This window comes from Klebsiella sp. BDA134-6 (assembly GCF_015601345.1).
GTDB classification, from domain to species: domain Bacteria; phylum Pseudomonadota; class Gammaproteobacteria; order Enterobacterales; family Enterobacteriaceae; genus Klebsiella; species Klebsiella grimontii.
Map to the genome: position 1 here is coordinate 516,674 of NZ_CP064784.1, position 24,492 is coordinate 541,165.

Sequence of the window (24,492 nt, forward strand, 5' to 3'; positions counted from 1 at the left end):
AGTATATACCCTAAATAATTTAAGTCGCAGGACAAGGTTTGCCTTGAACAGCGCTTGCGCTGGCCCCGTAGGGGCGGGGCCGCAGGCCGAGTAACGCGGCAAGCCAGTAAGTTCCCAGGAGCATAGATAACTATGTGACTGGGGCGCGCTGGCGAAGCCAACGCTCCTGCAACTTAAAGTATGACGGGTATAAATGGCTAACTTCCTGAAGGACGAGACAAAGCTATGTTTCGTGAGGTTAACCTTATCTCTCTATTGTTTCTGTTTCCCTTAGATTTGTCATCATCCAGGCGACAAAGTTTTACCCGTCGTGCTATGGCTGATATGCTTCCCACCTCTTTTCTCTGCTCATCGTCTTTTGCATTTTGGAAGCCAGAGAGCATGAGAGCTCCCACGAAAAAAGGAACAAAGATGGCAACCCCAACTTTTGACACGATCGAAGCACAGGCAAGTTACGGTATCGGCTTGCAGGTTGGACAACAGCTGAGCGAATCTGGCCTGCAGGGGCTGCTGCCGGAAGCGTTGGTCGCCGGTATTGCTGACGCGCTGGAAGGTAAACAGCCGCAGGTGCCGGTGGAAGCCGTTCACCGCGCGCTGCGTGAAATCCACGAACGCGCTGACGCCGTGCGTCGCGAGCGTTTCCAGGAAATGGCCGCGGATGGCGAGAAATACCTGGAAGAGAACCGCGAGCGCGAAGGCGTGAACAGCACCGAATCTGGTCTGCAGTTCCGCGTTCTGACCCAGGGCGAAGGCCCGATCCCGGCGCGTACTGACCGCGTTCGCGTCCACTACACCGGCAAACTGATCGACGGTACCGTCTTCGATAGCTCCGTCGCACGCGGCGAACCGGCTGAGTTCCCGGTGACAGGCGTAATCGGCGGCTGGATTGAAGCGCTGACCCTGATGCCAGTGGGTTCCAAATGGGAACTGACCATTCCGCACAGCCTGGCCTACGGCGAGCGCGGCGCGGGCGCATCCATTCCTCCGTTCAGTACCCTGATTTTTGAAGTTGAACTGCTGGATATTATCTAAACAGCAGGTGCTTCCTCTCCCGTACGGGGGAGGAGGCCGCTTTAAATAGTGTAAAACCCTTAAGTTGAGCGTTTTCCGGAGCTTTATATTGCATATCTGCTTAATGGGTGTATTTTTGTGAGCTGTTTCGCGTAACCTGAGTGATATAACACTCACTTTAAACATAAAATTAACATTATATCTAAATCATAGTATTCATCCCTCCGATTCTTACCTAATATCGATAAACCCTCGTTCCAGGGTTAAGACGAATGAAGGGCCAGCAGAGCCCGAACAACACAGACAGGTACAACAGGAAAAAATCACATGGTAGATCAGGTAAAAGTCGCTGCCGACGAACAGGCTCCGACTGAACAATCGCTGCGGCGAAATCTCACTAACCGGCATATTCAGCTTATTGCTATCGGTGGTGCGATCGGCACCGGGCTGTTTATGGGCTCAGGCAAAACCATCAGCCTTGCCGGGCCGTCAATTATTTTTGTTTATATGATCATCGGCTTTATGCTGTTTTTCGTCATGCGCGCCATGGGCGAACTGCTGCTGTCGAATCTCGAATACAAGTCGTTCAGCGATTTTGCCGCCGACCTGCTGGGCCCTTGGGCAGGCTATTTTACCGGCTGGACCTACTGGTTCTGCTGGGTAGTAACCGGGATGGCGGACGTGGTGGCGATCACCGCCTACGCGCAGTTCTGGTTCCCGGGACTCTCCGACTGGGTCGCCTCGCTGGCGGTCATCCTGCTGCTGCTGGGCCTTAACCTCGCCACCGTGAAGATGTTCGGCGAGATGGAGTTCTGGTTTGCGATGATCAAAATCGTCGCTATCGTGGCGCTGATCGTCGTCGGCCTGGTGATGGTGATGATGCACTTCCAGTCACCGACCGGGGTAGAAGCTTCTTTCGCCCATCTGTGGAATGACGGCGGCTGGTTCCCGAAAGGCATCAGCGGATTCTTTGCCGGCTTCCAGATAGCGGTCTTCGCCTTTGTGGGCATCGAACTGGTGGGAACCACGGCGGCGGAAACGAAAGATCCTGAGAAATCCCTGCCGCGGGCGATTAACTCAATTCCAATCCGTATCATTATGTTCTACGTCTTTGCGCTGATCGTGATTATGTCAGTGACGCCGTGGAGCTCCGTCGTGCCGTCAAAGAGCCCGTTCGTTGAACTGTTTGTGCTGGTCGGGCTGCCGGCGGCGGCAAGCCTGATCAACTTCGTGGTGCTGACCTCGGCGGCCTCTTCCGCTAACAGCGGCGTGTTCTCCACCAGCCGTATGCTGTTCGGTCTGGCGCAGGACGGACAGGCGCCGAAAATGTTCGCCAAGCTGTCGAAGCGTGCGGTACCGGCGAAAGGCCTGACCTTCTCCTGTATGTGTCTGCTGGGCGGCGTGGTGATGCTGATGGTCAATCCAAGCGTGATCGCGGCGTTTACCATGATTACCACGGTGTCGGCGATCCTGTTTATGTTCGTCTGGACGATTATCCTGTGCTCGTATCTGGCCTATCGCAGAAAGCGTCCGCAGCTGCATGAGCAGTCCAAATATAAGATGCCGCTGGGCAAACTGATGTGCTGGGTGTGCATGGCATTCTTCGTCTTTGTGCTGGTCCTGCTGACGCTGGAAGCCGATACCCGCGAAGCGCTGATGGTGACCCCGCTGTGGTTTGTGCTGCTCGGCGCGGGCTGGCTGTTTGCCGGCAAGAAGCGCCTGGCGAAATAAAAAATCTTCGGCAGCGGTTTTTAACGTTGCTTGCAACGGTCCGTCATAAAAAAGGCCACCCGGGGTGGCCAATAAGACTGACAATGTCGAGGGCGCCTGCGGGCGCCTTTTTATTTACTTTCCGGCGAGGGCGCGCGGGAACAGGACGTTATTTTCAAGGCTGATGTGCTCCATCAGGTCATCAATCAGCTCGTTGATGCCGTTGTACATCGCTTTCCAGGTAGTGCAGGCTTCCGCCGGTGGCGTCACGTTCTGCGTGATGTGCTTAATCACCTCCAGCAGCTCGCCCGCGTCATCATGTTCGCTTTCCATCACGCTGATAGGGCCGCCGGCCTGCGTTCCCATGCCCTGTTTGATCATCGGGAACAGAATCTGCTCCTCTTTCATCATATGGCTGGAAAGCTCCTGGTGCAGCATGGTCAGGTACTTGGTTAAACCTTTCGGAACGTTGGGCTTGTCGGCGTGAACGCGCTCGACTTTAGTGGCCTGTAAAATCAGCTCCGGCAACTGCTCGCGATGCCGGTCGTGATAGCGAACGATAATGTGATCGATGATGTCCGCATAGGGCGCAGCCCGCCAGTCGCGCTCTACCGGCTCTTCCGCCAGTTTGGCCAGCTCGGCTTCAATCACCGCGACGTCCAGCTCTTTGCGCGACGCCGCGCGCTCCAGCGTCTGTTTGCCGCCGCAGCAGTAGTCCATATCGTATTGACGGAACAGCGCGGAGGCGCGCGGAATCGTCAGCGCCAGCTCGCCTAAAGGTTGGTCACGGAAAGCCATAGCAGTTACCTCGTCATCAAGAATATAAGTTGTATTTTAAATGCATCTTATGTTCCTGGGAATACCCCTTTAGGATACCAGGCTATTTTTTCTCGCTGACCAGCTCCTGCAGCGCGGGCTTTTCCGGGCGGGCACGCACGGCGGACACCACGCCGAGCACCAGCAGCAGGATACCGCTGAAGGTGAGAAACGGGGGCAGGCTCTGGCGCAGAATAAAGGTATACAGCAGTCCGGCAAGGGTTTCGAAGACGATCAGCGGCCCGAGGATCACCGTTGGCAGGCGCTGGCTGGCAACGTTCCAGCACCACGCGCCGACCCATGAGCAGAAAATGGCGATCGCCAGCATCAGGGTGACAAATACCGCCGGGCGCGGGCCGAAGGGGAGCGGAAAGTCCGCGTGCTGGCCGTGCAGCCACCCGCAGGCGATAAGGTATCCGGCCAGGGATACCGGCAGGGTCACCAGCGCCTGCGCGGTGGCCCACATCATCGGTGGCTTATCCGGATTTTCCCGCAGCCAGCGGGCGTTGCGCAGCGCGTACCAGGCCCAGCACACCACCGAGATCAGTGCCAGCGCGATACCGGAACCGTAGCGCCACGGGCTGAAATCAGGTAAGCCCTGATGCAGCTCGGCGATATTGACGCACGCCAGGCCGAGGGCAATACAGACCAGCGCCGGGAACAGGCGTCGCCACGGCAGCTTGCCGTCGCGCTGGCTATAGAGCAGGTTAGCGAAAACCGGCAGCACGACCGGCAGGGTGCCGATAATCATGGTCGATACCGGCGCGCCGGTACGCTGAATGGCGCTGGCCAGGCAGACGTAATAGATTAAGTTGCCCATCATGGTCAGCCCCAGCGCTGTCCACCAGTCTTTCCCGGTGAGCTGGCGCAGCCGCGCGCGGCCCAGCCAGGCCAGCGGCAGAGCGATCAGCCCCAGCGCCAGATAGCGCCCCATCGACTGTAAAACAGCCGGGTATTCCGGCACCAGTAAAGGACCCACGAATATCAATCCCCACATCAGCCCTGCCAGCAGGGCGTACAGCACACCACTAATCATCACGCCTTCCATTACTCTTTTCGTTGGCGACAGTGTAGGCGAGGCAAAAGCGGGAATATTGTATGAGGTTGCGCATTAGCGCGGGAGAACCTGCTTTTGATAACGCACCGGCGTAATGCCGTAGCGGCGAGTGAAGGCGCGCGTCAGGTGCGACTGGTCGGTCAGCCCGGCGGCGAGAGCAACGTCGGCGGCGGGCATGCCGTGGGTAAGAAACGCTTTGGCGCGCCACAGGCGAATCGCCATCAGCATCTGGTGCGGCGTGACGTGAAAGTGCGCTTTGAACTGGCGTTGAAAATGGTATGGGCTGAGCGCCGCCACCTGCGCCAGCTCATCGAGGGTGACCGTACGCATATAATTGTCGTGCAGATAGTCGCGTACCCGCTCGAAGCGGTGGCGGGCCTCGGGCAGCGCAGCGGCGTGATGGGCAAACGGACGGAAGGTATCGATGAGATCCAGCAGCAGGCCCTGCTGCGCCAGCGGATCGTCGGTATGCCACAGGCCATAGATAAGATTGCCGATTTGCCGGGAGCGCAGCGGATCCTGGCGAACCACCTCGCTGAACCACCAGTGGCGTTCGCCGGTCACCTCTTCCAGCGTATCCGGGTCGAGATAAATCATTCGATAGCGCCAGCCGTCGGCGGTCTCTGCCTCGCCGGTGTGCAGCTCATCGGGGTTCATGGTGACGATCGAGTTAACCGAAGCCACGTGCTGGCTGCCGCGATAGCGAAAACGCTCGGCGCCGAGCTCGATCGCGCCGATACCAAAGGCTTCATGGGTGTGCGGTTCAAAGGCGTAGCGGGAGATATGGGCATGGTACAGCTCAACGCCGGGCAGCTGCGCCAGATGGCGAAAGCGCGCGCTGTCTCTTTCATCACTGAACTGTTCTGGTACGCCTTGCATGCGATAACTCCCGACGGACATCCTTTTATTATTGAGGATGGTCCGCCGGGATGCTACAAAAATTAACCACTATGTAACAGTTACAGAATGCCTTTGACGCTCTCTGCCAGCGTCGTGGTTGGGCGACCGATGAGCTTACTCAGGGTGCAGCTATCGTCGAACAGACCGCCTTTGGACGCGCCGGTATCAGAATCCGCCAGCATATCCGCCAGACCGGCAGGTAGCCCGACGCCCTTCAGCGCGGCGGCGAAGTCGGCTTCGCTGAGGTTTTGATACACCACGTTTTTACCGCTTTGTTTGCTCAGCTCAGCGGCCAGTTCGCTCAGCGTCCACGCCTCATCGCCCGCCAGTTCATACACTTTTCCGGCGTGGCCCTCTTCGGCGATAACGCTAGCGGCGGCGGCGGCGTAGTCTGCGCGGGTCGCGGAGGCGATTTTGCCGTTACCGGCCGCGCCGATAAACACGCCGTGCTCAATCGACGGCGGCGCGCTGGCGAGATAGTTTTCGGTGTACCAGCCGTTGCGCAGCAGAGCATACGCAATGCCGGAGTCGGCGAGCATTTTCTCGGTGGCGATATGCTCATCGGCCAGCCCCAGCGGGGAGGTATCGGCGTGCAGCAGGCTGGTGTAGGCGATAAATTTTACGCCGGCGGCTTTCGCCGCGTTAATTACGTTACGGTGCTGGACGGCACGCTGGCCGACTTCGCTGGACGAGATCAGCAGCAGTTTGTCTACGCCCTGCAGGGCGGCGGTCAACGCGGCTTCATCGCTGTAGTCGGCCTGACGAACCACCACGCCCTGTTGACTCAGCGATTCGGCCTTCGCCGGGTTGCGCACGATAGCCACAACCTGGCCTGCGGGGACGGTAGTTAACAGATTTTCCAGGACGTGCTGGCCAAGCTGGCCAGTGGCGCCGGTAATGGCGATCATAAGTCTTCTCCTTCGTGTTCATTGGCAGTTGTGGTAAGCTAACACCTTAACTAACTTTTAGTAAGTACGTACAAAAAGGTAAGTGTGAATATGGCGAATCTGACGCTAAGCGAGCAGCTACGCAACGGCAACCTGTTTGCCGAACAGTGCCCCTCGCGGGAAGTGCTCAAGCACGTGACCAGCCGCTGGGGCGTACTGATTTTGGTGTCCCTGCGCGATGGCACCCATCGGTTTAGCGATCTGCGGCGTAAGATCGGCGGCGTCAGCGAAAAGATGCTGGCCCAGTCGTTGCAGGCGCTGGAGCAGGATGGCTTTCTTAACCGCGTGTCGTACCCGGTGGTACCGCCGCACGTTGAATATAGTCTGACTCCGCTCGGTGAGCAGGTAAGCGAGAAGGTGGCGGCGCTGGCGGACTGGATTGAGCTGAACCTGCCCGCGGTTCTGGCGAACCACGAACAGGTAGCATGAGGGTGATGCCTGGGTAGCCCCGGTAGGCGTAGCGCAACCGGGGAACGGGCAATTACTGACTCAAATCCAGCTGATAAATGGCAAAACCGATATCGTCGGTTGCGACCTGGCGCATCGGGTATTGCGCTTTCTCTTTGATAAACGCCGTGGCCTTATCGCCCGGTGAGGTTTCAAAGCGAATATCCAGCGGTACGCTGCTATGGATCGGCGCCAGTCGCCAGTTGTTATCCGCCGCCGGATGGATCTCGCCGTTTTTCTTCGACTCCGCGCCAATCCACGCCGCCAGCACCGAGCGGTTTTCATCCGGCGAGGCGAACGCGATATGATCCTCGCCGGTGCCCTGGAATTTACCGCCGTAAGCGCGGTAGTTATTGGTCGCGACGAGGAAAGTGGCGTTCTGATCGATTGGCTTGCCGTTAAAGGTCAGGTTTTTAATTCGCTCGGCCTGCGGATTAACGGGCTGACATTCGCCGTCATAGCGCGCCGGCTGGGTGATATCGATCTGGTAGTTCACGCCGTCAATCACGTCGAAGTTGTAGGTGCGGAAGCTGTCCCAGTTAATCAGCGACTGCGGCTTGCTGCTGGCGGGGTCAATCTGATTGAACTGCCCGGCGGAACACTCCAGCCACTCTTTCACCTCTTTACCACTCACTTTCATCACCACCAGGGTGTTGGGATACAGGTAGAGATCGGCGGCGTTGCGGAAGGTGAGCTGACCTTTTTCCACTTCCACAAAGCTGGCCGGATCGTTTTTCCGTCCGCCGACTTTAAACGGCGCGGCGGCGGAGAGTACCGGCAGCTTCGCCAAATCCGGGTCGCCCTGAATATAGTGCTCCACATAGGCTTTCTGGGCCATGTTGACCACCTGTACGGTCGGGTCATCCTGCACCAGCGCCAGGTAGCTGTACATATTGTCCGAGGATTTACCGATCGGTTTGCCGACAAACTCGCGGGTGGCGTCATGGTCGGCTTTTAATACCGCCACCATATTGCTGTCTTCTGCCGCCAGCGATTTCTTCGCCGCCGCATCGTAGATCGGGCGCGCTTCGGCTTTCGCTGCGCTGACCTGCCATTTGCCGCTGTCGTTGTTCAGAACCAGATCGACCACCCCAAGATGATCGCCCCACATGCCCGGCATCACCGCCGGTACGCCGTTCAGCGTACCTTTCGCGATATCTGCGCCTTTAATACCGGCAAAATCTTTGCTCGGGAAGACGGCATGCGCGTGGCCGAACATAATGGCATCGACGCCGGGCACCTGGCTTAAATAGTAAACGGAGTTCTCCGCCATCGCCTGATACGGGTCGGCGGAGAGGCCGGAGTGGGCAATGACCACCACCACATCCGCGCCTTTTTCACGCATTTCCGGGACAAACTTGCGCGCGGTTGCGGTAATGTCGTTGACGGTGACTTTGCCGCTGAGATTGGCTTTATCCCAGGTCATAATCTGCGGCGGTACGAAGCCGATATAGCCAATGCGCAGCGTCTGCGTTTTGCCGTCGCTATCCTGTACCTGGGTATCCTGAATCAGATAAGGCGTAAACATCGGTTTGCCGGTTTTAGCATCGATGATATTGGCGTTTACGTAGGGGAATTTCGCGCCGGCCAGCGCTTTGTGCAGGAAGTCGAGTCCGTAGTTAAACTCGTGGTTACCGAGGTTGCCCACCGTATAGTCCAGGGTATTCATTGCCTTATAGACCGGGTGAACATCGCCCTCTTTCAGCCCCTTCGCCGCCATATAGTCGCCCAGCGGGCTGCCCTGAATGACGTCGCCGTTATCGACCAGCACGCTGTTTTTGGCTTCCTGGCGTGATTTCTCAATCAGGGTTGCGGTGCGCACCAGGCCAAATTTTTCCGTGGCGCTGTCTTTGTAATAGTCAAAGTCCATCATATTACTGTGCAGATCGGTGGTTTCCATGATCCGCAAATCGACCGTCGCCGCATTTACGCTGGCGGCGATCAGCGTGGCCAGCAGCGTTGCGCTAAACTTAATCATCAGTGGCGTCCTTTTTTATGAGCAATAGCACAGAAGAAAATGTATTTACATTCTGTTGCTTACAGAAATGTGAATCATGCCAGAAAAGGGATCAATGAAACCGGCATCGTTATCACAGATAGCGGAACTCACAATGATGCGATATAAATAAAACAACGAGTTAACGCCACTGTAACCAGACGAGGTGGAGAATGTTAGAACAAGTATGTCAGCTTGCACGGAACGCGGGCGATGCCATCATGGAAGTTTACGATGGAAAACAGCCGATGGACGTTGCCAGCAAGAAGGACGATTCTCCGGTCACGGCCGCGGATATTGCGGCGCACAAGGTGATTATCAGCGGCCTGCTGGCGCTGACGCCCGATATTCCGGTTCTGTCGGAAGAGGACCCGCCGGCCTGGGAGGTGCGCCAGCACTGGCAGCGCTACTGGCTGGTGGACCCGCTGGACGGCACCAAAGAGTTTATCAAGCGCAACGGCGAGTTCACGGTCAATATCGCCTTGATTGAGAACGGGAAGCCGATCCTTGGCGTAGTCTACGCGCCGGTGATGAAGGTGATGTACAGCGCGGAAAAGGGCAAAGCATGGAAAGAGGAGTGCGGCGTTCGCAAGCAGATTCAAGTCCGCGATGCGCGTCCGCCGCTGGTGGTGATTAGCCGATCCCACGGCAATGACCCGGAACTGCAGGAGTATCTGGAGCAGCTTGGCGAACACCAGACCACCTCAATCGGTTCATCGCTGAAGTTCTGTCTGGTCGCCGAAGGGCAGGCCCAGCTTTATCCGCGCTTCGGGCCGACCTCCACCTGGGATACCGCGGCCGGTCATGCGGTGGCCAGCGCCGCCGGGGCGCACGTTCACGACTGGCAGGGGCGTACCCTTGATTACACGCCGCGTGAATCGTTCCTCAACCCCGGCTTCCGGGTCTCTATTTATTGAGCAGCTTGTGCAGCAGGGCCACAACCTGCTGCACCTCTTCCTGACTAAGCGCGCCGTCTTTAGCCCACTGTACGCGGCCGTCTTTATCCAGAACCACGATGGCTGAACTCTCCTCATTAAGCTGCCACGCTTTGCGGACCACACCGTTGCTGTCGACGATAAACTGCGACCAGGGGTAAAGCTGCTTGTTGCTCTCAATACTGCTGCGGACAAACATGCCTGAACCCGGGATAGCGTCATCGGTATTGACGATAGTGGTGGTTTGATAGCGATCGTGCGGCAGCTTCGCACTTTTAATCGCTTCAATCAGGGTCGCGTTTTTTTCTTTTGCCGACGAGCGCCCGGCAATATGTTGCACGACGCGCACTTTCCCCACCAGCTGCGCGCTATTCCAGCTTTTATAGCTAAACTTATCGTTGTTCAGTACCAGCTCCCCCCGATCCGCGACGCCGACCGGCGCAACGCGCTGACCATCGACAAAGTTATGCGCCGACGCCATCAGCGGGAACAGGAGACATGAAACGGCCAGTAATCTATGTAGGGTCATGGTGTTTCCTTTTATTATTTGTGCAGGTGATCCGACCACTTGGTCTGCTTTAATCATAAATGCGATTTATGGGCATTATCCGCAATGATGGTGCCAGTTTGCGTGTTAACGCACAAATTCGTCCAAAATCGGCGACTTATACTACCTTCATCGGATGCCTGAAACGAAAACTCTGAATTATTGTCATCATAAGGTAAATAAACTTATACATACTGGGTATCACTCAGATTCTGGACTATAGTTTCAGGGCACTAAAATTTGCGCTTCCGGTACGTGGGCTAACTGTGGCACCACAGGAGCGTAACCCTGGCAGGAGACAACAATGAAAATTTTCCAACGCTACAATCCGCTACAAGTAGCGAAGTACGTGAAGATCCTGTTCCGTGGACGTTTGTATATCAAGGACGTTGGCGCTTTTGAGTTTGATAAGGGCAAAATCCTTATCCCGAAGGTGAAGGACAAGCTGCATTTGTCGGTGATGTCCGAAGTCAATCGTCAGGTTATCCGTCTGCAAACAGAGATGGCATAATCTGAAAAGTGGTATGGCTACACGGTAAAAAGGCGGCTCCCAACGGGAGCCGTTGATGTTTCTGGACCTATCCCTTCATTTGCGCATAGCGTTTGCGGTACTCGCCCGGCGGAATGCCGTTATGCTTGCGGAAAATGCGCGTGAAATAGACCGGGTCTCCATAACCTACCGACAGGGCGATTTTGTTAAGCGGCAGCGACGTGGTTTGGATCAGCCACTTTGCGCGGTTAATGCGCTGCGCCTCGCGCCAGGCGTAAACCGTTTGCCCCAGTTCATTTTTGAACAGATGCGCCAGCCGGGAGGGGGAGATAAAAACCATCGCCGCCAGGTTCTCAATCTTAATCTCTTGGGCAATATGTTCGTTAAGATAGTCGCATACGGCGTTAATCCGCGGATCGTGGGCGTGGCGGTTGCTGATCGGCTGTCGCTGAAAGCAGCTCAGGATCAGGCGCTCCAGCGCGTTCATCGCCAGCGCCTCCGACAGCGGGGCGGAAGCGGAGTGATGGCGGATGACCTCATAGAACAGATCGCGCAGGCTTTGCAACTGCTCAGGATCGTTGACCGTGGTTTTACCAATGCCGTGGGTCGTTTGATCCCATTTTAGCCAGTCTATCCAGTAGGGCCGGGGGATAAAGTAGATCCATAGGTGATCCCAGTAGTCGCTGTGTTCGTCCCGTCCATAATGGTGGGGAACGCCGGGCGGGAAGAGCAGCAGATCGTTTTCACGAAACAGAAGAGAGCCGTCGCCCGCTTTCGCGCGCGCCTGGCCGCGCAGGGTAAGATTGATGATGTAACCTTTCATTCCCTGCGGGCGGTTAATGTAGTAGTCCAGCTTTGAGCCGCGGGTGATGGGAGTAAAGCCGGCGACGACCCAGGCGTTGAAGGTAAAGGTCTTCATCAATGGCGAGAAGTTCAGTAGCTCATTGATATCCAGTTGCATCGTTTCCCCCGCCCGAGCGGCGCCGCTCGCTTAACTTTCGATGATACTAAATTCCCATGCCCTGAGACGCAACGGCTGGCCGCAGTGAACTTTTTCCCCGCTCAGCAGCGCGTTGCCCGATGTCTCGCTGATAAACGCCAGCGGATCGCCGGAGTAGTTAAACAGGAAGTGGATGCTATTACCGTCGCGGTTGCGCATCTTTTTGACCACCATCGGATAGCGGTAGGCCGAGGTGCGTGAACGCAGCTCCAGACCCACTGTCAGCCGGTCGAATAGTTGGCTAATCAGCGTTTTTTGCGGCAGGAAGCCAACGTAAATCGCCCGGCCCTGGCCGTAATCCGCCTCGGTGGCGGCGGCATAGTCGCCCCATGCCGGATGCTGATAGCGCAGTAGCGTACGGGTACCGGCGTCCGGCGTCAGCAGCTCCATCCACAGCTCGGCCTGGTTATCTTTGCTGCAATCAATGTCCGAGCTGCACGCGCTTACCGTCGTCTCTTCCGGCAGGGTGAACTGGCTGTAGCTCACGCCGCAGCTTTCGCACAAAACTCCCGGCTGCGCGCCGCTGCGCACCTTTACGTTTTCATCGCTAAAGCCCGATTTAAAGCCGATCAGCGCTCTGCCGCCCTGTTCAATATAGCGGTTAATGCGCGTAAGCAGGCCATCATCCGCGGCGTAGAGTCCGGGTACGATCAGCACGCGATAGCGCGAGGTTTCCTCGTTAACGTCGTGGATAATATCGAGGCTGATATTGTGGTCGTACAGCGCATCGTGGAAGCGGCGGAAAATATCGTTATAAATATTGCCCTGCGCGTCACCGGGGCGGAACTGGTTAAGGGCGTCCATCGCCTCATTGCTGATCAGCAGCGCGACGTCGTTTTCTGCCTTCAGCTCCGCCAGCTGCGGCGACAGGCGGGCGAAGTCAGCCCCGATAGTGGTGGCCTCCTGCCAGGTCGCGTTGCGTGAAAAGTCATGGCTTAACAGCCCTTTCCAGTAAGTTTCGAACGCGTTATGAATCGAATGCCAATGCCAGTAAGAGACCATCGCCGCCCCCGAGGCCACGTGGCTAAAGGCCTGCAGGCGCAGCTGGCCCGGATAAGGAGTCCATTGGGCAAAGCCCTGCGCCTGGGTTTCCAGCACGAAGTAATTCTTACCCTGCTTGAGCGAGCGCGTAATGGCGCCGCCAAACGCGATTTCCCGCCCGGTCAGGTGCTTCTGGCCCGGGTGATAGATATCGACACCGGCAATATCCAGCGCCTGCGCCGCCGCAAAATGGTCGACTCGCGGCTGCACGCCGTAGGAGTAGCCGCGCCATTCAAAATCGAAGTTGTGGGTGACGAACTGATGCGGCTGGGCATATTCGCGCACGATCTCCGCCTGCCAGGCGAGATACTCCGTCACCTGCTGGCGCTGGTAGCGAGAGAACGCGCAGGCGAGGCTGGCGTTAATGGTATTCTCGACCGGCGGAAAATCCTGCCAGCTATCAATACGGTTGCTCCAGTAGTCCAGACCAAAATCGTTATTCAACCGGTCGAGATCGGGGTATTTTTCCCGCAGGCTGCGCACAAAACCCTCTTGCATATAGCGGCCGATATTATCGTAATGCTTGGTTTCGTTATCCAGCTGCCAGCCAATAATCGCCGGATGGTGCTGCACGTGCGTCATTAGCGTACGGATAATCTTTTCGGCATAGCGGCGAAAGGTCGGGTTGACGATATCCATAATCTGGCGCGGGCCATATTTTTGCTGGCCATCGACCGTGGTGACCAGTATGTCCGGATGTTTAGCCGCCAGCCAGGCCGGGACGGCGTAGGTCGGCGTACCGATAATCACCGCGATCCCCGCCTCATGCATGGCATTCAGCACCCGGTCGATATGATAGAAGTTATATTCACCCTCCCGGGGCTCGAGCGTACTCCAGGTCGATTCGGCAATGCGCACCACGTTAATGCCCGTTTCCTGCATTAAGGCGATATCTTTTGCCAGCCGCTCTTCCGGCATATATTCATCGTAATAGGCCACGCCATAAAATAAATCAGACATACAGGTTACCTCCTTAAATTAATGCGCGGGCGCCGGCTGCGGGGCAAAAGCGCGCGCTTTATCCAGCGTAATAAATGAAATCAGCGTAAAGCACAGGGCGATACCGCCGAGCACGATATAGCTGCTGGTAAAGCCCATGCTCTGGTACATATGACCGATGCCAGTAGAAAGGAAAATAGAGCTAAAGCTTTTCGAAAACTGGAAGCCGATTAAATAAACCGTGGCTGATAGCAGCGGGTTGAAGTTGGCGGTGATATATTTCAGCGCGGCAACGAGTAATACCGAACTTTCAAAACCGTGCAGCAGTTTAATCAGGCTAATGGACACCGGGCCAATAGCCCAGGCCGAGCCGATAATGCGCAGACTCATAATCATTCCGCAGTACAGCAGAGCATTTTTTGGGCCGATTTTATTCACGAACCATGGGGCGAAGAACATCACCACCGCATCAAGGAAAATCTGACCTGTGGTTAAATAGCCGAACACTTCCGCGCCGCGCGCTTTGCTCTCAAAGAAGTGGCTGTAATAGATGGCGAACTGCTGGTCGTAGGTTTCATATACCGCGCCGACACCGATCGTGTAGATCGCGAAGAACCAGAATTTCTTCATTTTCAGCAGCGAGGTGGCGTCGCTCAGGGTGACCGGAGAGGCTTTACGACTCTGCATCGCGCCTTGTTTATGCGCGCTGATCTGCATTTTCCAGACAATGACCAGCAGGCATAAGCCTGCGCAACTGGCCAGCCAGAAAATCATGTTCTGGTCGATCCCGTAGAGCTTGCCTGCCGCGAAGGTGCCGATAGCCGCGCCAATGCCGCCAAACATTCTTGCGCGACCAAACTCAAAGCCGGAAGCGCGGCTGACTTTATCAATGTAAGCTTCGCAAATACCGCAGCCTGCGCCGTAGGCCATGCCAATATAAATGCCGCCGGCCAGCGCCCCGAGAAAAACGTTAACTTTTAATAATGGCGCAAAGACGTAGATCCAGTAGGGGGCAAAAAGGGTAATAATGATGGCCAGCATCCACATCAGGTTTTTACGATAAACCAGCCTGTCGGATATAAAACCGAATAGCGGCTGAACGCAAACGGCAATAACCGCAGTAAAGGAATAAACCAGACCGACATCAGTATAATTAATACCGATGGTTTCCGTTAACCACAATGATAAATAAGGATAGCAGCATCCCCAGCCAATAAAGAAGAACAGGAAGAACAGACAGCTTATATAGTAGTTTTTATTTGATTCTATCATGGTAACCCTCGCTTCCTTTATTCAGGAATATGATCGTGTAGTCGCGAGCAAAGTTACCTTTTTGTGCAGAGGGGAGTCATGAACGTTTCGCTATGGAGCAGTAAAAATCTGCTATCGCCCGAGGGGCGTGAGCCGCCTCACATTCGGGCAATAAAAAAGGCGGATTTTCATCCGCCTTGTCGGTTCGTCAAACGCTTTACGCCGACTCTTTATCGCTATTCGCCGCGTCCGGCAGCTTGGGCACCAGCACCGTCGGCTTATTGTCGATACGGGTCACCAGCAGCTGATCGATACGGTAGTTATCGATATCCACCACTTCGAACTTATAGCCGGAGAATTTCACCGCATCGGTCCGCTTGGGAATTTTACGCAGCATAAACATCATAAAGCCGCCAATGGTCTCGTAATTGCCAGACTGCGGGAAATCATCGATATCCAGCACCCGCATCACGTCGTCAATCGGCGTCCCGCCGTCGATGAGCCAGGAGTTTTCATCGCGCGCGACGATCTGCTCTTCCAGACCCTGGCCGACGAGGTCGCCCATCAGGGTGGTCATCACGTCGTTCAGGGTGATAATCCCAACCACCAGCGCATACTCGTTCATGATCACGGCGAAGTCTTCACCGGCGGTTTTAAAGCTTTCCAGCGCTTCAGAGAGCGTCAGGGTGTCCGGGACAATCAGGGTATTACGGATCTGCACGCCGCCGGTCAGTACCAGGCTCTGGTTCGCCAGCACGCGGTTCAGCAGGTCTTTAGAGTCAACGTAGCCGATGATGTGGTCGATATCTTCGTTACACACCAGGAATTTGGAGTGTGGATGCTCCGCGACCTTATTCTTCAGGCTCTGCTCATCTTCATGAAGATCGAACCAGATGACGTTTTCACGCGAGGTCATAGATGAAGGCACGGTGCGCGATTCCAGCTCGAACACGTTTTCAATCAGCTCATGCTCCTGCTTACGCAGCACCCCGGCCAGCGCGCCGGCTTCCACCACGGCGTAGATATCATCAGAGGTAATGTCGTCTTTACGCACCATCGGAATTTTGAACAGGCGGAAGATGTTGTTGGCCATGCCGTTAAACAACCACACCAGCGGGCGGAAGATAAACAAGCAGAAGCGCATCGGGTTGATGATGCGTAAAGCGACGGCTTCAGGCGCGATCATACCGATGCGTTTCGGAGTCAGGTCAGCAAACAGAATGAACAGGCTGGTGACCAGGGTAAAGGAAATAATAAAGCTCAGCTGCTCGGAGAGCTCCGGCGACAGATAGCGGTTCAGCAGGCCGTAGAAAGCGGGTGAAAACGCAGCGTCGCCGACGATACCGCCGAGAATCGCCACCGCGTTGAGGCCGATTTGCACCACGGTAAAGAACATACCGGGGTTTTCCTGCATCTTCAGCACGCGTTGAGCGTTGATGTTGCCATCATCGGCCAGCAGCTTGAGTTTGATTTTACGTGATGCGGCCAGCGAGATTTCCGATATCGAAAAGAACGCACTGACGGCTATCAGACAGAGTATTACTAAAATACTGTTTAACATATCTTATCTGACCGTTGAGATCAGATCCTCGGAAGGGAAGTGGATAACGCTAAGTGGAATTCACAAAAAGCCGGTCCGAAGGCCCTGGACCGGCGATAGCACGGCGTAGTATAGCGTAAGGTACTGTAAAGCCGCCAGAGCGTAAATTATTCAATCCGGCGGCCTGCGGGAACCACGCGGCGGCATCAGGCCTGCGGCGGCAAACAAACGCCGATTCCGCCGATACCGCAGTATCCGTACGGGTTTTTATGCAGATACTGCTGATGATCGTCTTCCGCATAGTAGAACGGTTTCGCCGTCGCGATCTCGGTAGTGATAGTGCGCGAGTCGTTAGCTTCCTTCATTGCCGCCTGGAAACGCGCCAGGCTGGCCTGTGCCGCCTCGCTCTGCTCCGGCGTCAGCGGATAAATCGCGGAACGATACTGGGTACCGCGATCGTTACCCTGCTGCATACCCTGCGCCGGGTCGTGGTTTTCCCAGAACACCTGGAGCAGCTGCTCATAGCTGATAACCTGCGGATCGTAGACCACGCGCACCGCTTCGGCGTGACCGGTCTCGCCGCTGCACACTTCGCGGTAGGTCGGGTTTGGCGTATAGCCGCCGGTGTAGCCGGCGGCGGTACTGTAGACGCCGGGCAGCTGCCAGAACAGGCGTTCGACGCCCCAGAAGCAGCCCATGGCGAACAGGGCGATTTCCATTCCTGCGGGAACGTTGGTCATCGAGTGACCATTGACGGCGTGGAGCGTAGCCACCGGCATCGGCGTGTTGCGTCCCGGCAGCGCGTCCGCTTGGGCGACAAGATGCGTTTTATCAAATAGACTCACGGTGGGCCTCTCAAAACAGAAAATGTGGTTAAGGTTGTAACCAAGCGCGTCTTTTAACACAATAAACGCGCTTAATACGTCTAGATTTAAACATAAGAATTATTTGGGATAACGTCTATTTTTCAACCCTTGCTTGTTAGGGTTTTGTTAAGCCGTGGAGCGGCGCTTTCGTTTCCTTCGGGGGGAAACAAGGATATTCAGGAGAAAACGTGCTACAAATCCGCCAGTTATGTATCACCAGCCTTTTGCTGGTCAGCGGGGTCGCCAGCGCAGCGAGCGTGCGTTTGCAGGTTGAGGGGCTATCCGGGGAACTGGAAAAAAACGTCCGCGCCCAACTATCTACGATCCAGAGCGATGAAGTCACGCCGGACCGGCGCTTTCGCGCGCGCGTTGATGATGCTATCCGCGAAGGCCTGAAAGCGCTCGGCTACTACGAACCGACGATCGATTTTGATTTACGTCCGCCGCCGGCGAGGGGCCGCCAGGTCCTGATCGCCAAAGTTACGCCCGGCGAACCGGTGCGTATTGGCGGCACTGAAGTGATTTTACGCGGCGGCGCCCGAACCGATCGCGACTATCTGGATTTGTTGAAAACGCGCCCGGCGATCGGCACCGTGCTAAACCACGGCGACTATGATGGCTTCAAAAGCTCCCTGACCCGCGTTGCGCTACGTAAAGGCTATTTTGATAGCGAGTTTAATAAAAGCCAGCTCGGCGTCTCTCTCGACCGACATCAGGCCTTCTGGGATATCGACTACAACAGCGGCGAGCGCTACCGCTTTGGCCCGGTCACTTTTGAAGGCTCGCAAATTCGCGACGAATATCTGCAAAACCTGGTGCCGTTTAAGCAGGGCGACTACTACACTTCGCAGGATCTCGCTGAACTGAACCGCCGCCTGGCGGCAACCGGCTGGTTTAGCTCCGTCGTGGTGGCGCCGCAGTTTGAAAAATCCCGCCAGACCAAAGTTCTGCCTTTGCAGGGCGTCGTCTCTCCGCGTAAAGAGAATACCGTTGAAACCGGGGTCGGCTACTCAACCGACGTCGGGCCGCGCGTCAAAGGCACCTGGAGAAAGCCGTGGATGAACTCCTACGGCCACAGCCTGACCTCTAGCCTCAGCCTTTCCGCCCCGGAACAGCAGCTTGATTTCAGCTATAAGGTGCCGCTGTTAAAAAGCCCGCTGGAGCAGTACTACCTGATGCAGGGCGGCTTTAAGCGTACCGACCTTAACGATACCAAAGCTGACTCTACGACTCTCGGGGTATCACGTTTTTGGGAGATGTCGAGCGGCTGGCAGCGCGCGCTGAACCTGCGCTGGAGCCTCGACCACTTTACCCAGGCCAACGTCACTAACACCACCATGCTGATCTACCCCGGCGTGTCGGTGAACCGCACACGTTCGCGCGGCGGCCTGATGCCGACCTGGGGTGATTCGCAGCGCTATTCTGTGGACTACTCCAATACCATGTGGGGCTCGGACATCAACTTTATCGTGATGCAGGCGCAGGACGTCTGGATCCGCACCCTGTATGACCGCCACCGCTTCGTAGTACGCGGCAATCTCGGCTGGATTGAGGCCGATAACTTCAGCAAGGTCCCGCCGGATCTGCGTTTCTTCGCCGGTGGCGACCGCAGCATTCGCGGGTATAAATACAAATCTATCTCGCCAAAAGATGACGACGGCAAGCTGATGGGGGCCTCGAAGCTGGCTACCGGTTCGCTGGAGTATCAGTACAACGTGAGCGGCAAATGGTGGGGCGCGGTGTTCGTCGATAGCGGCGAAGCGGTGAGCGATATCCGCGAGAGCGACTTTAAAACCGGCGCCGGCCTCGGCGTACGCTGGCAGTCTCCGGTCGGACCAATCAAGCTGGATATCGCCAGACCGATCGGCGACAAAGAAGAGCACGGTTTACAGTTTTATATCGGTCTGGGGCCTGAATTATGAGTTTATGGAAGAAGATAAGCCTCGGCGTACTGATTTTTCTTGTGCTGCTGCTGGGGACGGTAGGATTCCTGGTGGGGACCACCACCGGCCTGCATCTGGTGATCAAAGCTGCCGACCGCTGGGTTCCGGGGCTGGAGATTGGCAAAGCGACCGGCGGCTGGCGCGATTTGACGCTGGAGAACGTGCGCTTTGAGCAGCCGGGCGTGGCGGTCACCGCTGGTCAGTTCCACCTCGGCGTCAAGCTGCGCTGCCTGTGGGACAGCAGCCTGTGCGTCAACGATCTTTCTCTGCGCGATATCTATGTGGCGATCGATACCAGCAAGATGCCGCCGGCGGCGCCGGTTGAAGAAGAAGATAGCGGCCCGCTGAATCTCTCCACACCTTATCCCATCACGCTGAGCCGGGTGGCGCTGCATAACGTCAACGTAAAAATTGACGATACCGCCGTCTCGCTGCGCGACTTTACCAGCGGTCTGAACTGGCAGGAGAAAAACCTGACCCTGACGCCGACCTCCCTGCAGGGGTTGCTCATCGCGCTGCCGAAGGTGGCGAAGGTGGCCCAGGAGCAGGTGGTCGAGCCGAAAATTGACAATCCGCAGCCGGAAGAAAAGCCGCTCGGCGAGACGATGAAAGATCTGTTCTCGAAGCCGGTGCTGCCGGAGATGACCGACGTCCATCTGCCGTTGAATCTCAATATTCAGGCGTTCCGCGGCGAGCAGCTGCGTCTCACCGGCGACACCGATATCACCATCTATAATCTGCTGCTTAAAGTCAGCAGTATTGATGGGCAGATGAAGCTAGACGCGCTGGATGTGGACTCCGACCAGGGCAAAGTCACGGCTTCCGGCAACGCCCAGCTGCAGGATAACTGGCCGGTCGATATTACCCTCAACAGTACGCTGAATATTGATCCCCTCAAGGGCGAGAAAGTGCAGCTGAAAGTGGGCGGTGAAGTGCGTAAAAAGCTTACGCTCGGCGTGGATTTAAACGGTCCCGTGGCGATGACCCTGCGTGCCGAAGCGCAGCTGGCGGAGGCGGGGCTACCGTTGGATATGGAGATTAAAAGTAAGCAGCTCTACTGGCCGTTCACCGGCGAGAAAGCGTATCAGGCTGACGATCTCCTGCTGAAATTTAACGGCAAAATGACCGACTACACCCTGGCCTTCAGCACCGCGGTCAAAGGGCAGTCGCTGCCGCCGGCGAAGATTAACCTCAGCGCCAAGGGCAACGAGCAGCAGGTCAATCTTGATAAACTGACCGTCGCCGCCCTCGAAGGGAAAACCGAACTGAAGGCGCTGCTCGACTGGCAGCAGGCGATCAGCTGGCGCGGCGAATTGACGCTTGACGGTATCAATACCGCTAAAGAGGTCCCGGACTGGCCGTCGAAGCTCAACGGCCTGATTAAGACTCAGGGCAGCCTGTACGGTGGCAGCTGGCAGATGTCGGTGCCGGAGCTGAAAATCACCGGTAACGTGAAGCAAAATAAAGTTGATGTGAGCGGTTCGCTGCAGGGCAACAGCTATATGCAGTGGAAAATCCCCGGTCTGCATCTGGCGTTAGGCCCCAACAGCGCTGATGTGAAAGGCGAGCTGGGGGTCAAAGACCTTAACCTTGACGCCACCATTGATGCGCCGCATCTCGACAACGCCCTGCCGGGCCTGGGCGGCACAGCGAAGGGGCTGGTGAAGGTTCGCGGCACCGTCGACGCGCCGCAGCTGCTGGCGGATATTACCGCCCGGGCGCTGCGCTGGCAGGAGCTGTCGGTGGCCCAGGTGAACGTGAAGGGCGATGTGAAATCCACCGACCAGATTGGCGGTAATCTTGACGTACGCGTGGACCGCATTAGCCAGCCGGGCGTCAATATCAGTCTGGTGCAGCTCAATGCCAAGGGCAACGAGAAGCAGCACGACCTGCAGCTGCGGGTGCAGGGCGATCCGGTCTCCGGGCAGCTGTCGCTGGCGGGGAGCTTTGACCGCAAAGCGGAGCGCTGGAAAGGCTCGCTGAGCAATACCCGTTTCCAGACCCCGGTGGGGCCGGTTGCGCTGACGCGCGATATCGCGCTGGATTATCGTAACCTCGAACAGAAAATCAGCATCGGGCCGCACTGCTGGACTAACCCGAACGCCGAGCTGTGCGTACCGCAGACCATCGACGCCGGGGCAAGCGGGCGCGCGGTGGTGAACCTCAACCGTTTCGATCTCGCGATGCTGAAGCCCTTTATGCCGGAAGCGACCCAGGCCAGCGGCGTGTTTAGCGGTAATGCCGATGTGAGTTGGGACACTACCAAAGAGGGGCTGCCGCAGGGTAAGGTCACCCTGAGCGGGCGTAACGTGAAGGTGACGCAGACGGTCAACGACGCGCCGTTGCCGGTGGCTTTCGATACTCTCAACCTCACCGCCGATCTGCATAATAATCGCGCCCAGTTGGGCTGGCTAATTCGTCTGACCAACAATGGCCAGTTGGACGGGCAGGTGCAGGTCACCGATCCGCAGGGCCGACGTAATCTGGGCGGTAACGTCAATATCAACAACTTCTCGCTGGCGATGATTAACCCAATCTTCTCGCGCGGCGAAAAGGCGGAAGGGAGACTGAATGCACGCCTGACGCTTGGCGGCAACCTTCAGAGTCCGCAGCTGTTCGGTCAAATGCAGCTGAATGGCGTTGATATTGACGGTAACTTTATGCCGTTCGATATGCAGCCGAGCCAGCTGGCGATGAATTTCACCGGTACCCGCTCGACCCTACAGGGAACGGTGAATACCAGCCAGGGCCACATCGCGCTCAGCGGCAACGCCGACTGGACGCAGATTGATAACTGGCGCGCGCAGATTGCGGCGAAGGGCAGCCGGGTGCGGATAACCGTGCCGCCGATGGTGCGCCTGGATGTCTCGCCGGACGTGGTGTTTACCGCCACGCCAAGCCTGTTTAACCTGGATGGCAGCGTTGATGTGCCCTGGGCGCGTATCGTGGTCAACGAAGTGCCGGAAAGCGCCGTTGGGGTCTCATCTGACGAAGTGATGCTGGATAAAAATCTGCAGCCGATTAAGCAGCAGAGCGCCGGTATCCCTATCAACAGCAACCTGACTATTCACGTAGGCAACAACGTTCGTCTGGATGCCTTCGGTCTGAAAGCGCGTTTGACCGGTGATTTGAAAGTCGCTCAGGACAAACAGGGGCTGGGGCTCAACGGGCAGATCAACATCCCGGAGGGGCGCTTCCATGCCTACGGGCAGGATCTGATCGTGCGTAAAGGCGAGCTGCTGTTCTCCGGTCCTCCGGATCAGCCGCTGCTGAATATCGAAGCCATTCGTAATCCGGACGCCACCGAGGACGACGTTATCGCCGGCGTTCGCGTCACCGGCTCGGCCGATCAGCCGAAAGCGGAGATTTTCTCCGATCCGGCGATGTCGCAGCAGGAAGCGCTCTCTTACCTGCTCCGCGGGCAGGGTTTAGGCAGCGGACAGAGCGATAGTGCGGCAATGACCTCCATGCTTATTGGTATGGGGGTTGCACAAAGTGGTCAGGTTGTGGGTAAAATCGGCGAGACGTTTGGCGTAAGCAATCTGGCGCTGGATACCGAGGGAGTGGGCGACTCCTCCCAGGTGGTGGTCAGCGGCTATGTGCTGCCCGGTCTGCAGGTAAAATATGGGGTAGGGATCTTTGATTCCCTGGCGACATTGACGTTACGTTATCGCCTGATGCCTAAGCTATATATGGAAGCCGTGTCTGGTGTAGACCAGGCTCTCGATTTGCTCTATCAGTTTGAGTTTTAGCAATGCGAATATTTGTTTACGGCAGTTTACGACGCAAACAAGGCAACAGCCACTGGATGACCAACGCTCAGTGGCTGGGCGATCATAGTGTCAATGATTATCAACTGTACAGCCTGGGCCACTATCCAGGCGCGGTGCCCGGCGATGGCACGGTACATGGTGAAGTCTATCGTATTGACGCATCGACGCTGGCTGAATTGGATGCGCTGCGTACCAAAGGCGGCGAGTATGCTCGTCACCTGATCCAGACGCCTTACGGTAGCGCCTGGATGTATGTCTATCAGCGCCCCGTTGAGGGCTTCACGCTGATAGAAAGCGGCAACTGGTTGGATAAAGACCAGTATTAATAACGATAACGCCACCCTCAGGTGGCGTTGTTTTTTGTGAAGTTGGGTGTTGTCGCCCGGCTAAGGCGCATTAGTCGCTAACCGGGAAATGGCTCAATATGCCAAATAAAAACACCGCCCGGAGGCGGTGTTTTCGCTAACCTGAGTGCGGAAGAATTACTTCTTCGCGCGCTCGAAGGAAGCTACGATTTCAGCTTTCGCCGCTTCAGCGTTGTCCCAGCCGTCAACCTTAACCCATTTGCCCGCTTCGAGGTCTTTATAGTGCTCGAAGAAGTGGGTGATCTGCGCTTTCAACAGTTCCGGCAGGTCGCTCACATCTTTGATGTGATCGTACTCTTTGCTCAGTTTGGTGTGCGGTACCGCAACCAGCTTCGCATCTTCACCGGATTCGTCGGTCATTTTCAGTACGCCAACCGGACGGCAGCGGATAACTGAACCTGGCTCCAGCGGATACGGGGTCGGGACCAGTACGTCAACCGGGTCGCCGTCCAGGGAGAGAGTGTGGTTGATGTAGCCGTAGTTGCACGGATAGAACATTGCCGTGGACATGAAACGGTCAACGAACAGTGCACCGCTCTCTTTGTCGACTTCGTATTTGATAGGATCTGCGTTCGCCGGGATCTCGATCACGACGTAGATGTCTTCCGGCAGATCTTTGCCCGCAGGTACGTTGAGTAAGCTCATGTCTGTTTCCTTTAAAATGTATGGCAAACAAGTGCCCGGTATTATAGCCAACTCGCATCGAATGTCTTCGCTTCTTTTTCTCCAGAACGGGTGGGGGGAGTCTGAAATTTTCCCCGTCATACAGCCTGAAAATCCATAAACATAGCCGCATACTGAATAAAATTATGTAACCGTTTTCATTGCATATGCTTGATATCTCAAAGTGTGAAAAATTTCGTCATAAACGGTGAAGCTCGCACGGCTCGCGAAGCCTCATCGGCTCTCCGCTGATGA

The 24,492-nt window shown here is 56.3% G+C and carries 20 protein-coding genes; 8 read left to right on the top strand and 12 right to left on the bottom strand.

Annotated elements, in window-relative coordinates; translation table 11 throughout:
- Window positions 1-411: 411 nt before the first annotated feature.
- Together fklB and cycA are read left to right on the top strand one after the other, a co-directional pair.
- Window positions 412-1,032: an FKBP-type peptidyl-prolyl cis-trans isomerase gene (gene fklB / locus IYV58_RS02450; protein WP_004098007.1), complete on the top strand. Its 621-nt coding sequence runs from the start codon at window positions 412-414 to the stop codon at window positions 1,030-1,032.
- A 306-nt stretch (window positions 1,033-1,338) separates the two neighbouring features.
- Complete coding sequence (cycA, locus tag IYV58_RS02455) at window positions 1,339-2,742, top strand: D-serine/D-alanine/glycine transporter (protein WP_004128150.1); 1,404 nt, start codon at window positions 1,339-1,341, stop codon at window positions 2,740-2,742.
- A 114-nt stretch (window positions 2,743-2,856) separates the two neighbouring features.
- On the opposite strand, the gene ytfE is transcribed toward cycA, so the two are convergent.
- The 4 genes from ytfE to IYV58_RS02475 form a co-directional block, all read right to left on the bottom strand.
- On the bottom strand, window positions 2,857-3,519 hold the full coding sequence (gene ytfE / locus IYV58_RS02460; protein WP_064379970.1) for an iron-sulfur cluster repair protein YtfE: 663 nt from the start codon (window positions 3,517-3,519) through the stop codon (window positions 2,857-2,859).
- 82 nt (window positions 3,520-3,601) lie between these two features.
- The gene (locus IYV58_RS02465; protein ID WP_004128153.1) at window positions 3,602-4,573 is read right to left on the bottom strand and encodes a DMT family transporter; all 972 of its coding nucleotides are present in this window, start codon (window positions 4,571-4,573) and stop codon (window positions 3,602-3,604) included.
- Window positions 4,574-4,648: 75 nt separating this feature from the next.
- Window positions 4,649-5,473, bottom strand: coding sequence for an AraC family transcriptional regulator (locus IYV58_RS02470; RefSeq protein WP_004128154.1), 825 nt, complete (start codon window positions 5,471-5,473; stop codon window positions 4,649-4,651).
- 80 nt (window positions 5,474-5,553) lie between these two features.
- Window positions 5,554-6,402, bottom strand: a complete 849-nt coding sequence (locus tag IYV58_RS02475; RefSeq protein WP_142471640.1) for an SDR family oxidoreductase — start codon at window positions 6,400-6,402, stop codon at window positions 5,554-5,556.
- 90 nt (window positions 6,403-6,492) lie between these two features.
- Here IYV58_RS02475 and IYV58_RS02480 point away from each other — a divergent pair, with 90 nt between their 5' ends.
- Complete coding sequence (locus IYV58_RS02480; RefSeq protein ID WP_004098015.1) at window positions 6,493-6,870, top strand: winged helix-turn-helix transcriptional regulator; 378 nt, start codon at window positions 6,493-6,495, stop codon at window positions 6,868-6,870.
- Window positions 6,871-6,922: 52 nt separating this feature from the next.
- Here IYV58_RS02480 and IYV58_RS02485 read toward each other — a convergent pair whose 3' ends face one another.
- The gene (locus tag IYV58_RS02485; RefSeq protein WP_195729394.1) at window positions 6,923-8,866 is read right to left on the bottom strand and encodes a bifunctional 2',3'-cyclic-nucleotide 2'-phosphodiesterase/3'-nucleotidase; all 1,944 of its coding nucleotides are present in this window, start codon (window positions 8,864-8,866) and stop codon (window positions 6,923-6,925) included.
- Window positions 8,867-9,057: 191 nt separating this feature from the next.
- Here IYV58_RS02485 and cysQ point away from each other — a divergent pair, with 191 nt between their 5' ends.
- Complete coding sequence (gene cysQ, locus IYV58_RS02490) at window positions 9,058-9,801, top strand: 3'(2'),5'-bisphosphate nucleotidase CysQ (RefSeq protein WP_004098019.1); 744 nt, start codon at window positions 9,058-9,060, stop codon at window positions 9,799-9,801.
- On the opposite strand, the gene IYV58_RS02495 is transcribed toward cysQ, so the two are convergent.
- Complete coding sequence (locus IYV58_RS02495) at window positions 9,791-10,348, bottom strand: YtfJ family protein (RefSeq protein ID WP_004128163.1); 558 nt, start codon at window positions 10,346-10,348, stop codon at window positions 9,791-9,793. The two genes, cysQ and IYV58_RS02495, sit on opposite strands and share 11 nt — an antisense overlap.
- Before the next feature lie 322 nt (window positions 10,349-10,670).
- Here IYV58_RS02495 and IYV58_RS02500 point away from each other — a divergent pair, with 322 nt between their 5' ends.
- Window positions 10,671-10,877, top strand: a complete 207-nt coding sequence (locus IYV58_RS02500; protein WP_004128166.1) for a DUF1107 domain-containing protein — start codon at window positions 10,671-10,673, stop codon at window positions 10,875-10,877.
- A 67-nt stretch (window positions 10,878-10,944) separates the two neighbouring features.
- Here IYV58_RS02500 and araC read toward each other — a convergent pair whose 3' ends face one another.
- From araC to msrA, 5 genes are all read right to left on the bottom strand, one after another.
- Window positions 10,945-11,817, bottom strand: a complete 873-nt coding sequence (araC, locus tag IYV58_RS02505; protein ID WP_004128168.1) for an arabinose operon transcriptional regulator AraC — start codon at window positions 11,815-11,817, stop codon at window positions 10,945-10,947.
- Window positions 11,818-11,847: 30 nt separating this feature from the next.
- A complete protein-coding gene (locus tag IYV58_RS02510) occupies window positions 11,848-13,857 on the bottom strand; it encodes a beta-galactosidase (protein ID WP_142983830.1) in 2,010 nt (669 codons plus the stop codon).
- 18 nt (window positions 13,858-13,875) lie between these two features.
- Window positions 13,876-15,108 (bottom strand): oligosaccharide MFS transporter, encoded by a 1,233-nt coding sequence (locus IYV58_RS02515; RefSeq protein ID WP_087829724.1) that lies wholly within the window; start codon window positions 15,106-15,108, stop codon window positions 13,876-13,878.
- A 196-nt stretch (window positions 15,109-15,304) separates the two neighbouring features.
- Window positions 15,305-16,648, bottom strand: coding sequence for a polyamine export protein PaeA (locus IYV58_RS02520; RefSeq protein WP_004128175.1), 1,344 nt, complete (start codon window positions 16,646-16,648; stop codon window positions 15,305-15,307).
- A gap of 185 nt (window positions 16,649-16,833) precedes the next feature.
- Entirely contained in the window at window positions 16,834-17,472 is a 639-nt protein-coding gene (gene msrA, locus IYV58_RS02525) for a peptide-methionine (S)-S-oxide reductase MsrA (RefSeq protein ID WP_004128176.1), read from the bottom strand.
- 209 nt (window positions 17,473-17,681) lie between these two features.
- Between msrA and tamA the strand changes: the two genes are divergently transcribed.
- From tamA to IYV58_RS02540, 3 genes are read left to right on the top strand one after another with little or no spacing between them, the layout of a single operon-like run.
- Window positions 17,682-19,415: an autotransporter assembly complex protein TamA gene (gene tamA, locus IYV58_RS02530; RefSeq protein ID WP_004128178.1), complete on the top strand. Its 1,734-nt coding sequence runs from the start codon at window positions 17,682-17,684 to the stop codon at window positions 19,413-19,415.
- Window positions 19,412-23,188: an autotransporter assembly complex protein TamB gene (gene tamB, locus IYV58_RS02535; protein ID WP_142445968.1), complete on the top strand. Its 3,777-nt coding sequence runs from the start codon at window positions 19,412-19,414 to the stop codon at window positions 23,186-23,188. Before tamA ends, tamB begins: the two co-directional genes overlap by 4 nt.
- 2 nt (window positions 23,189-23,190) lie before the next feature.
- Complete coding sequence (locus IYV58_RS02540) at window positions 23,191-23,535, top strand: gamma-glutamylcyclotransferase family protein (protein ID WP_004098039.1); 345 nt, start codon at window positions 23,191-23,193, stop codon at window positions 23,533-23,535.
- A gap of 156 nt (window positions 23,536-23,691) precedes the next feature.
- On the opposite strand, the gene ppa is transcribed toward IYV58_RS02540, so the two are convergent.
- Complete coding sequence (gene ppa / locus IYV58_RS02545; RefSeq protein ID WP_038636623.1) at window positions 23,692-24,219, bottom strand: inorganic diphosphatase; 528 nt, start codon at window positions 24,217-24,219, stop codon at window positions 23,692-23,694.
- Window positions 24,220-24,492 lie beyond the last annotated feature (273 nt).

What these genes read in the sequence shown, in the direction of transcription:
- cysQ (WP_004098019.1), top strand. Translation starts at nt 9,058, where the DNA reads ATGTTAGAACAAGTATGTCAGCTTGCACGGAACGCGGGCGATGCCATC.
- IYV58_RS02475 (WP_142471640.1), bottom strand. Translation starts at nt 6,402, where the DNA reads ATGATCGCCATTACCGGCGCCACTGGCCAGCTTGGCCAGCACGTCCTG.
- fklB (WP_004098007.1), top strand. Translation starts at nt 412, where the DNA reads ATGGCAACCCCAACTTTTGACACGATCGAAGCACAGGCAAGTTACGGT.
- ytfE (WP_064379970.1), bottom strand. Translation starts at nt 3,519, where the DNA reads ATGGCTTTCCGTGACCAACCTTTAGGCGAGCTGGCGCTGACGATTCCG.
- IYV58_RS02520 (WP_004128175.1), bottom strand. Translation starts at nt 16,648, where the DNA reads ATGTTAAACAGTATTTTAGTAATACTCTGTCTGATAGCCGTCAGTGCG.
- IYV58_RS02500 (WP_004128166.1), top strand. Translation starts at nt 10,671, where the DNA reads ATGAAAATTTTCCAACGCTACAATCCGCTACAAGTAGCGAAGTACGTG.
- araC (WP_004128168.1), bottom strand. Translation starts at nt 11,817, where the DNA reads ATGCAACTGGATATCAATGAGCTACTGAACTTCTCGCCATTGATGAAG.
- tamB (WP_142445968.1), top strand. Translation starts at nt 19,412, where the DNA reads ATGAGTTTATGGAAGAAGATAAGCCTCGGCGTACTGATTTTTCTTGTG.
- IYV58_RS02540 (WP_004098039.1), top strand. Translation starts at nt 23,191, where the DNA reads ATGCGAATATTTGTTTACGGCAGTTTACGACGCAAACAAGGCAACAGC.
- ppa (WP_038636623.1), bottom strand. Translation starts at nt 24,219, where the DNA reads ATGAGCTTACTCAACGTACCTGCGGGCAAAGATCTGCCGGAAGACATC.
- IYV58_RS02480 (WP_004098015.1), top strand. Translation starts at nt 6,493, where the DNA reads ATGGCGAATCTGACGCTAAGCGAGCAGCTACGCAACGGCAACCTGTTT.
- IYV58_RS02470 (WP_004128154.1), bottom strand. Translation starts at nt 5,473, where the DNA reads ATGCAAGGCGTACCAGAACAGTTCAGTGATGAAAGAGACAGCGCGCGC.
- cycA (WP_004128150.1), top strand. Translation starts at nt 1,339, where the DNA reads ATGGTAGATCAGGTAAAAGTCGCTGCCGACGAACAGGCTCCGACTGAA.
- IYV58_RS02485 (WP_195729394.1), bottom strand. Translation starts at nt 8,866, where the DNA reads ATGATTAAGTTTAGCGCAACGCTGCTGGCCACGCTGATCGCCGCCAGC.
- IYV58_RS02465 (WP_004128153.1), bottom strand. Translation starts at nt 4,573, where the DNA reads ATGATTAGTGGTGTGCTGTACGCCCTGCTGGCAGGGCTGATGTGGGGA.
- IYV58_RS02510 (WP_142983830.1), bottom strand. Translation starts at nt 13,857, where the DNA reads ATGTCTGATTTATTTTATGGCGTGGCCTATTACGATGAATATATGCCG.
- IYV58_RS02495 (WP_004128163.1), bottom strand. Translation starts at nt 10,348, where the DNA reads ATGACCCTACATAGATTACTGGCCGTTTCATGTCTCCTGTTCCCGCTG.
- IYV58_RS02515 (WP_087829724.1), bottom strand. Translation starts at nt 15,108, where the DNA reads ATGATAGAATCAAATAAAAACTACTATATAAGCTGTCTGTTCTTCCTG.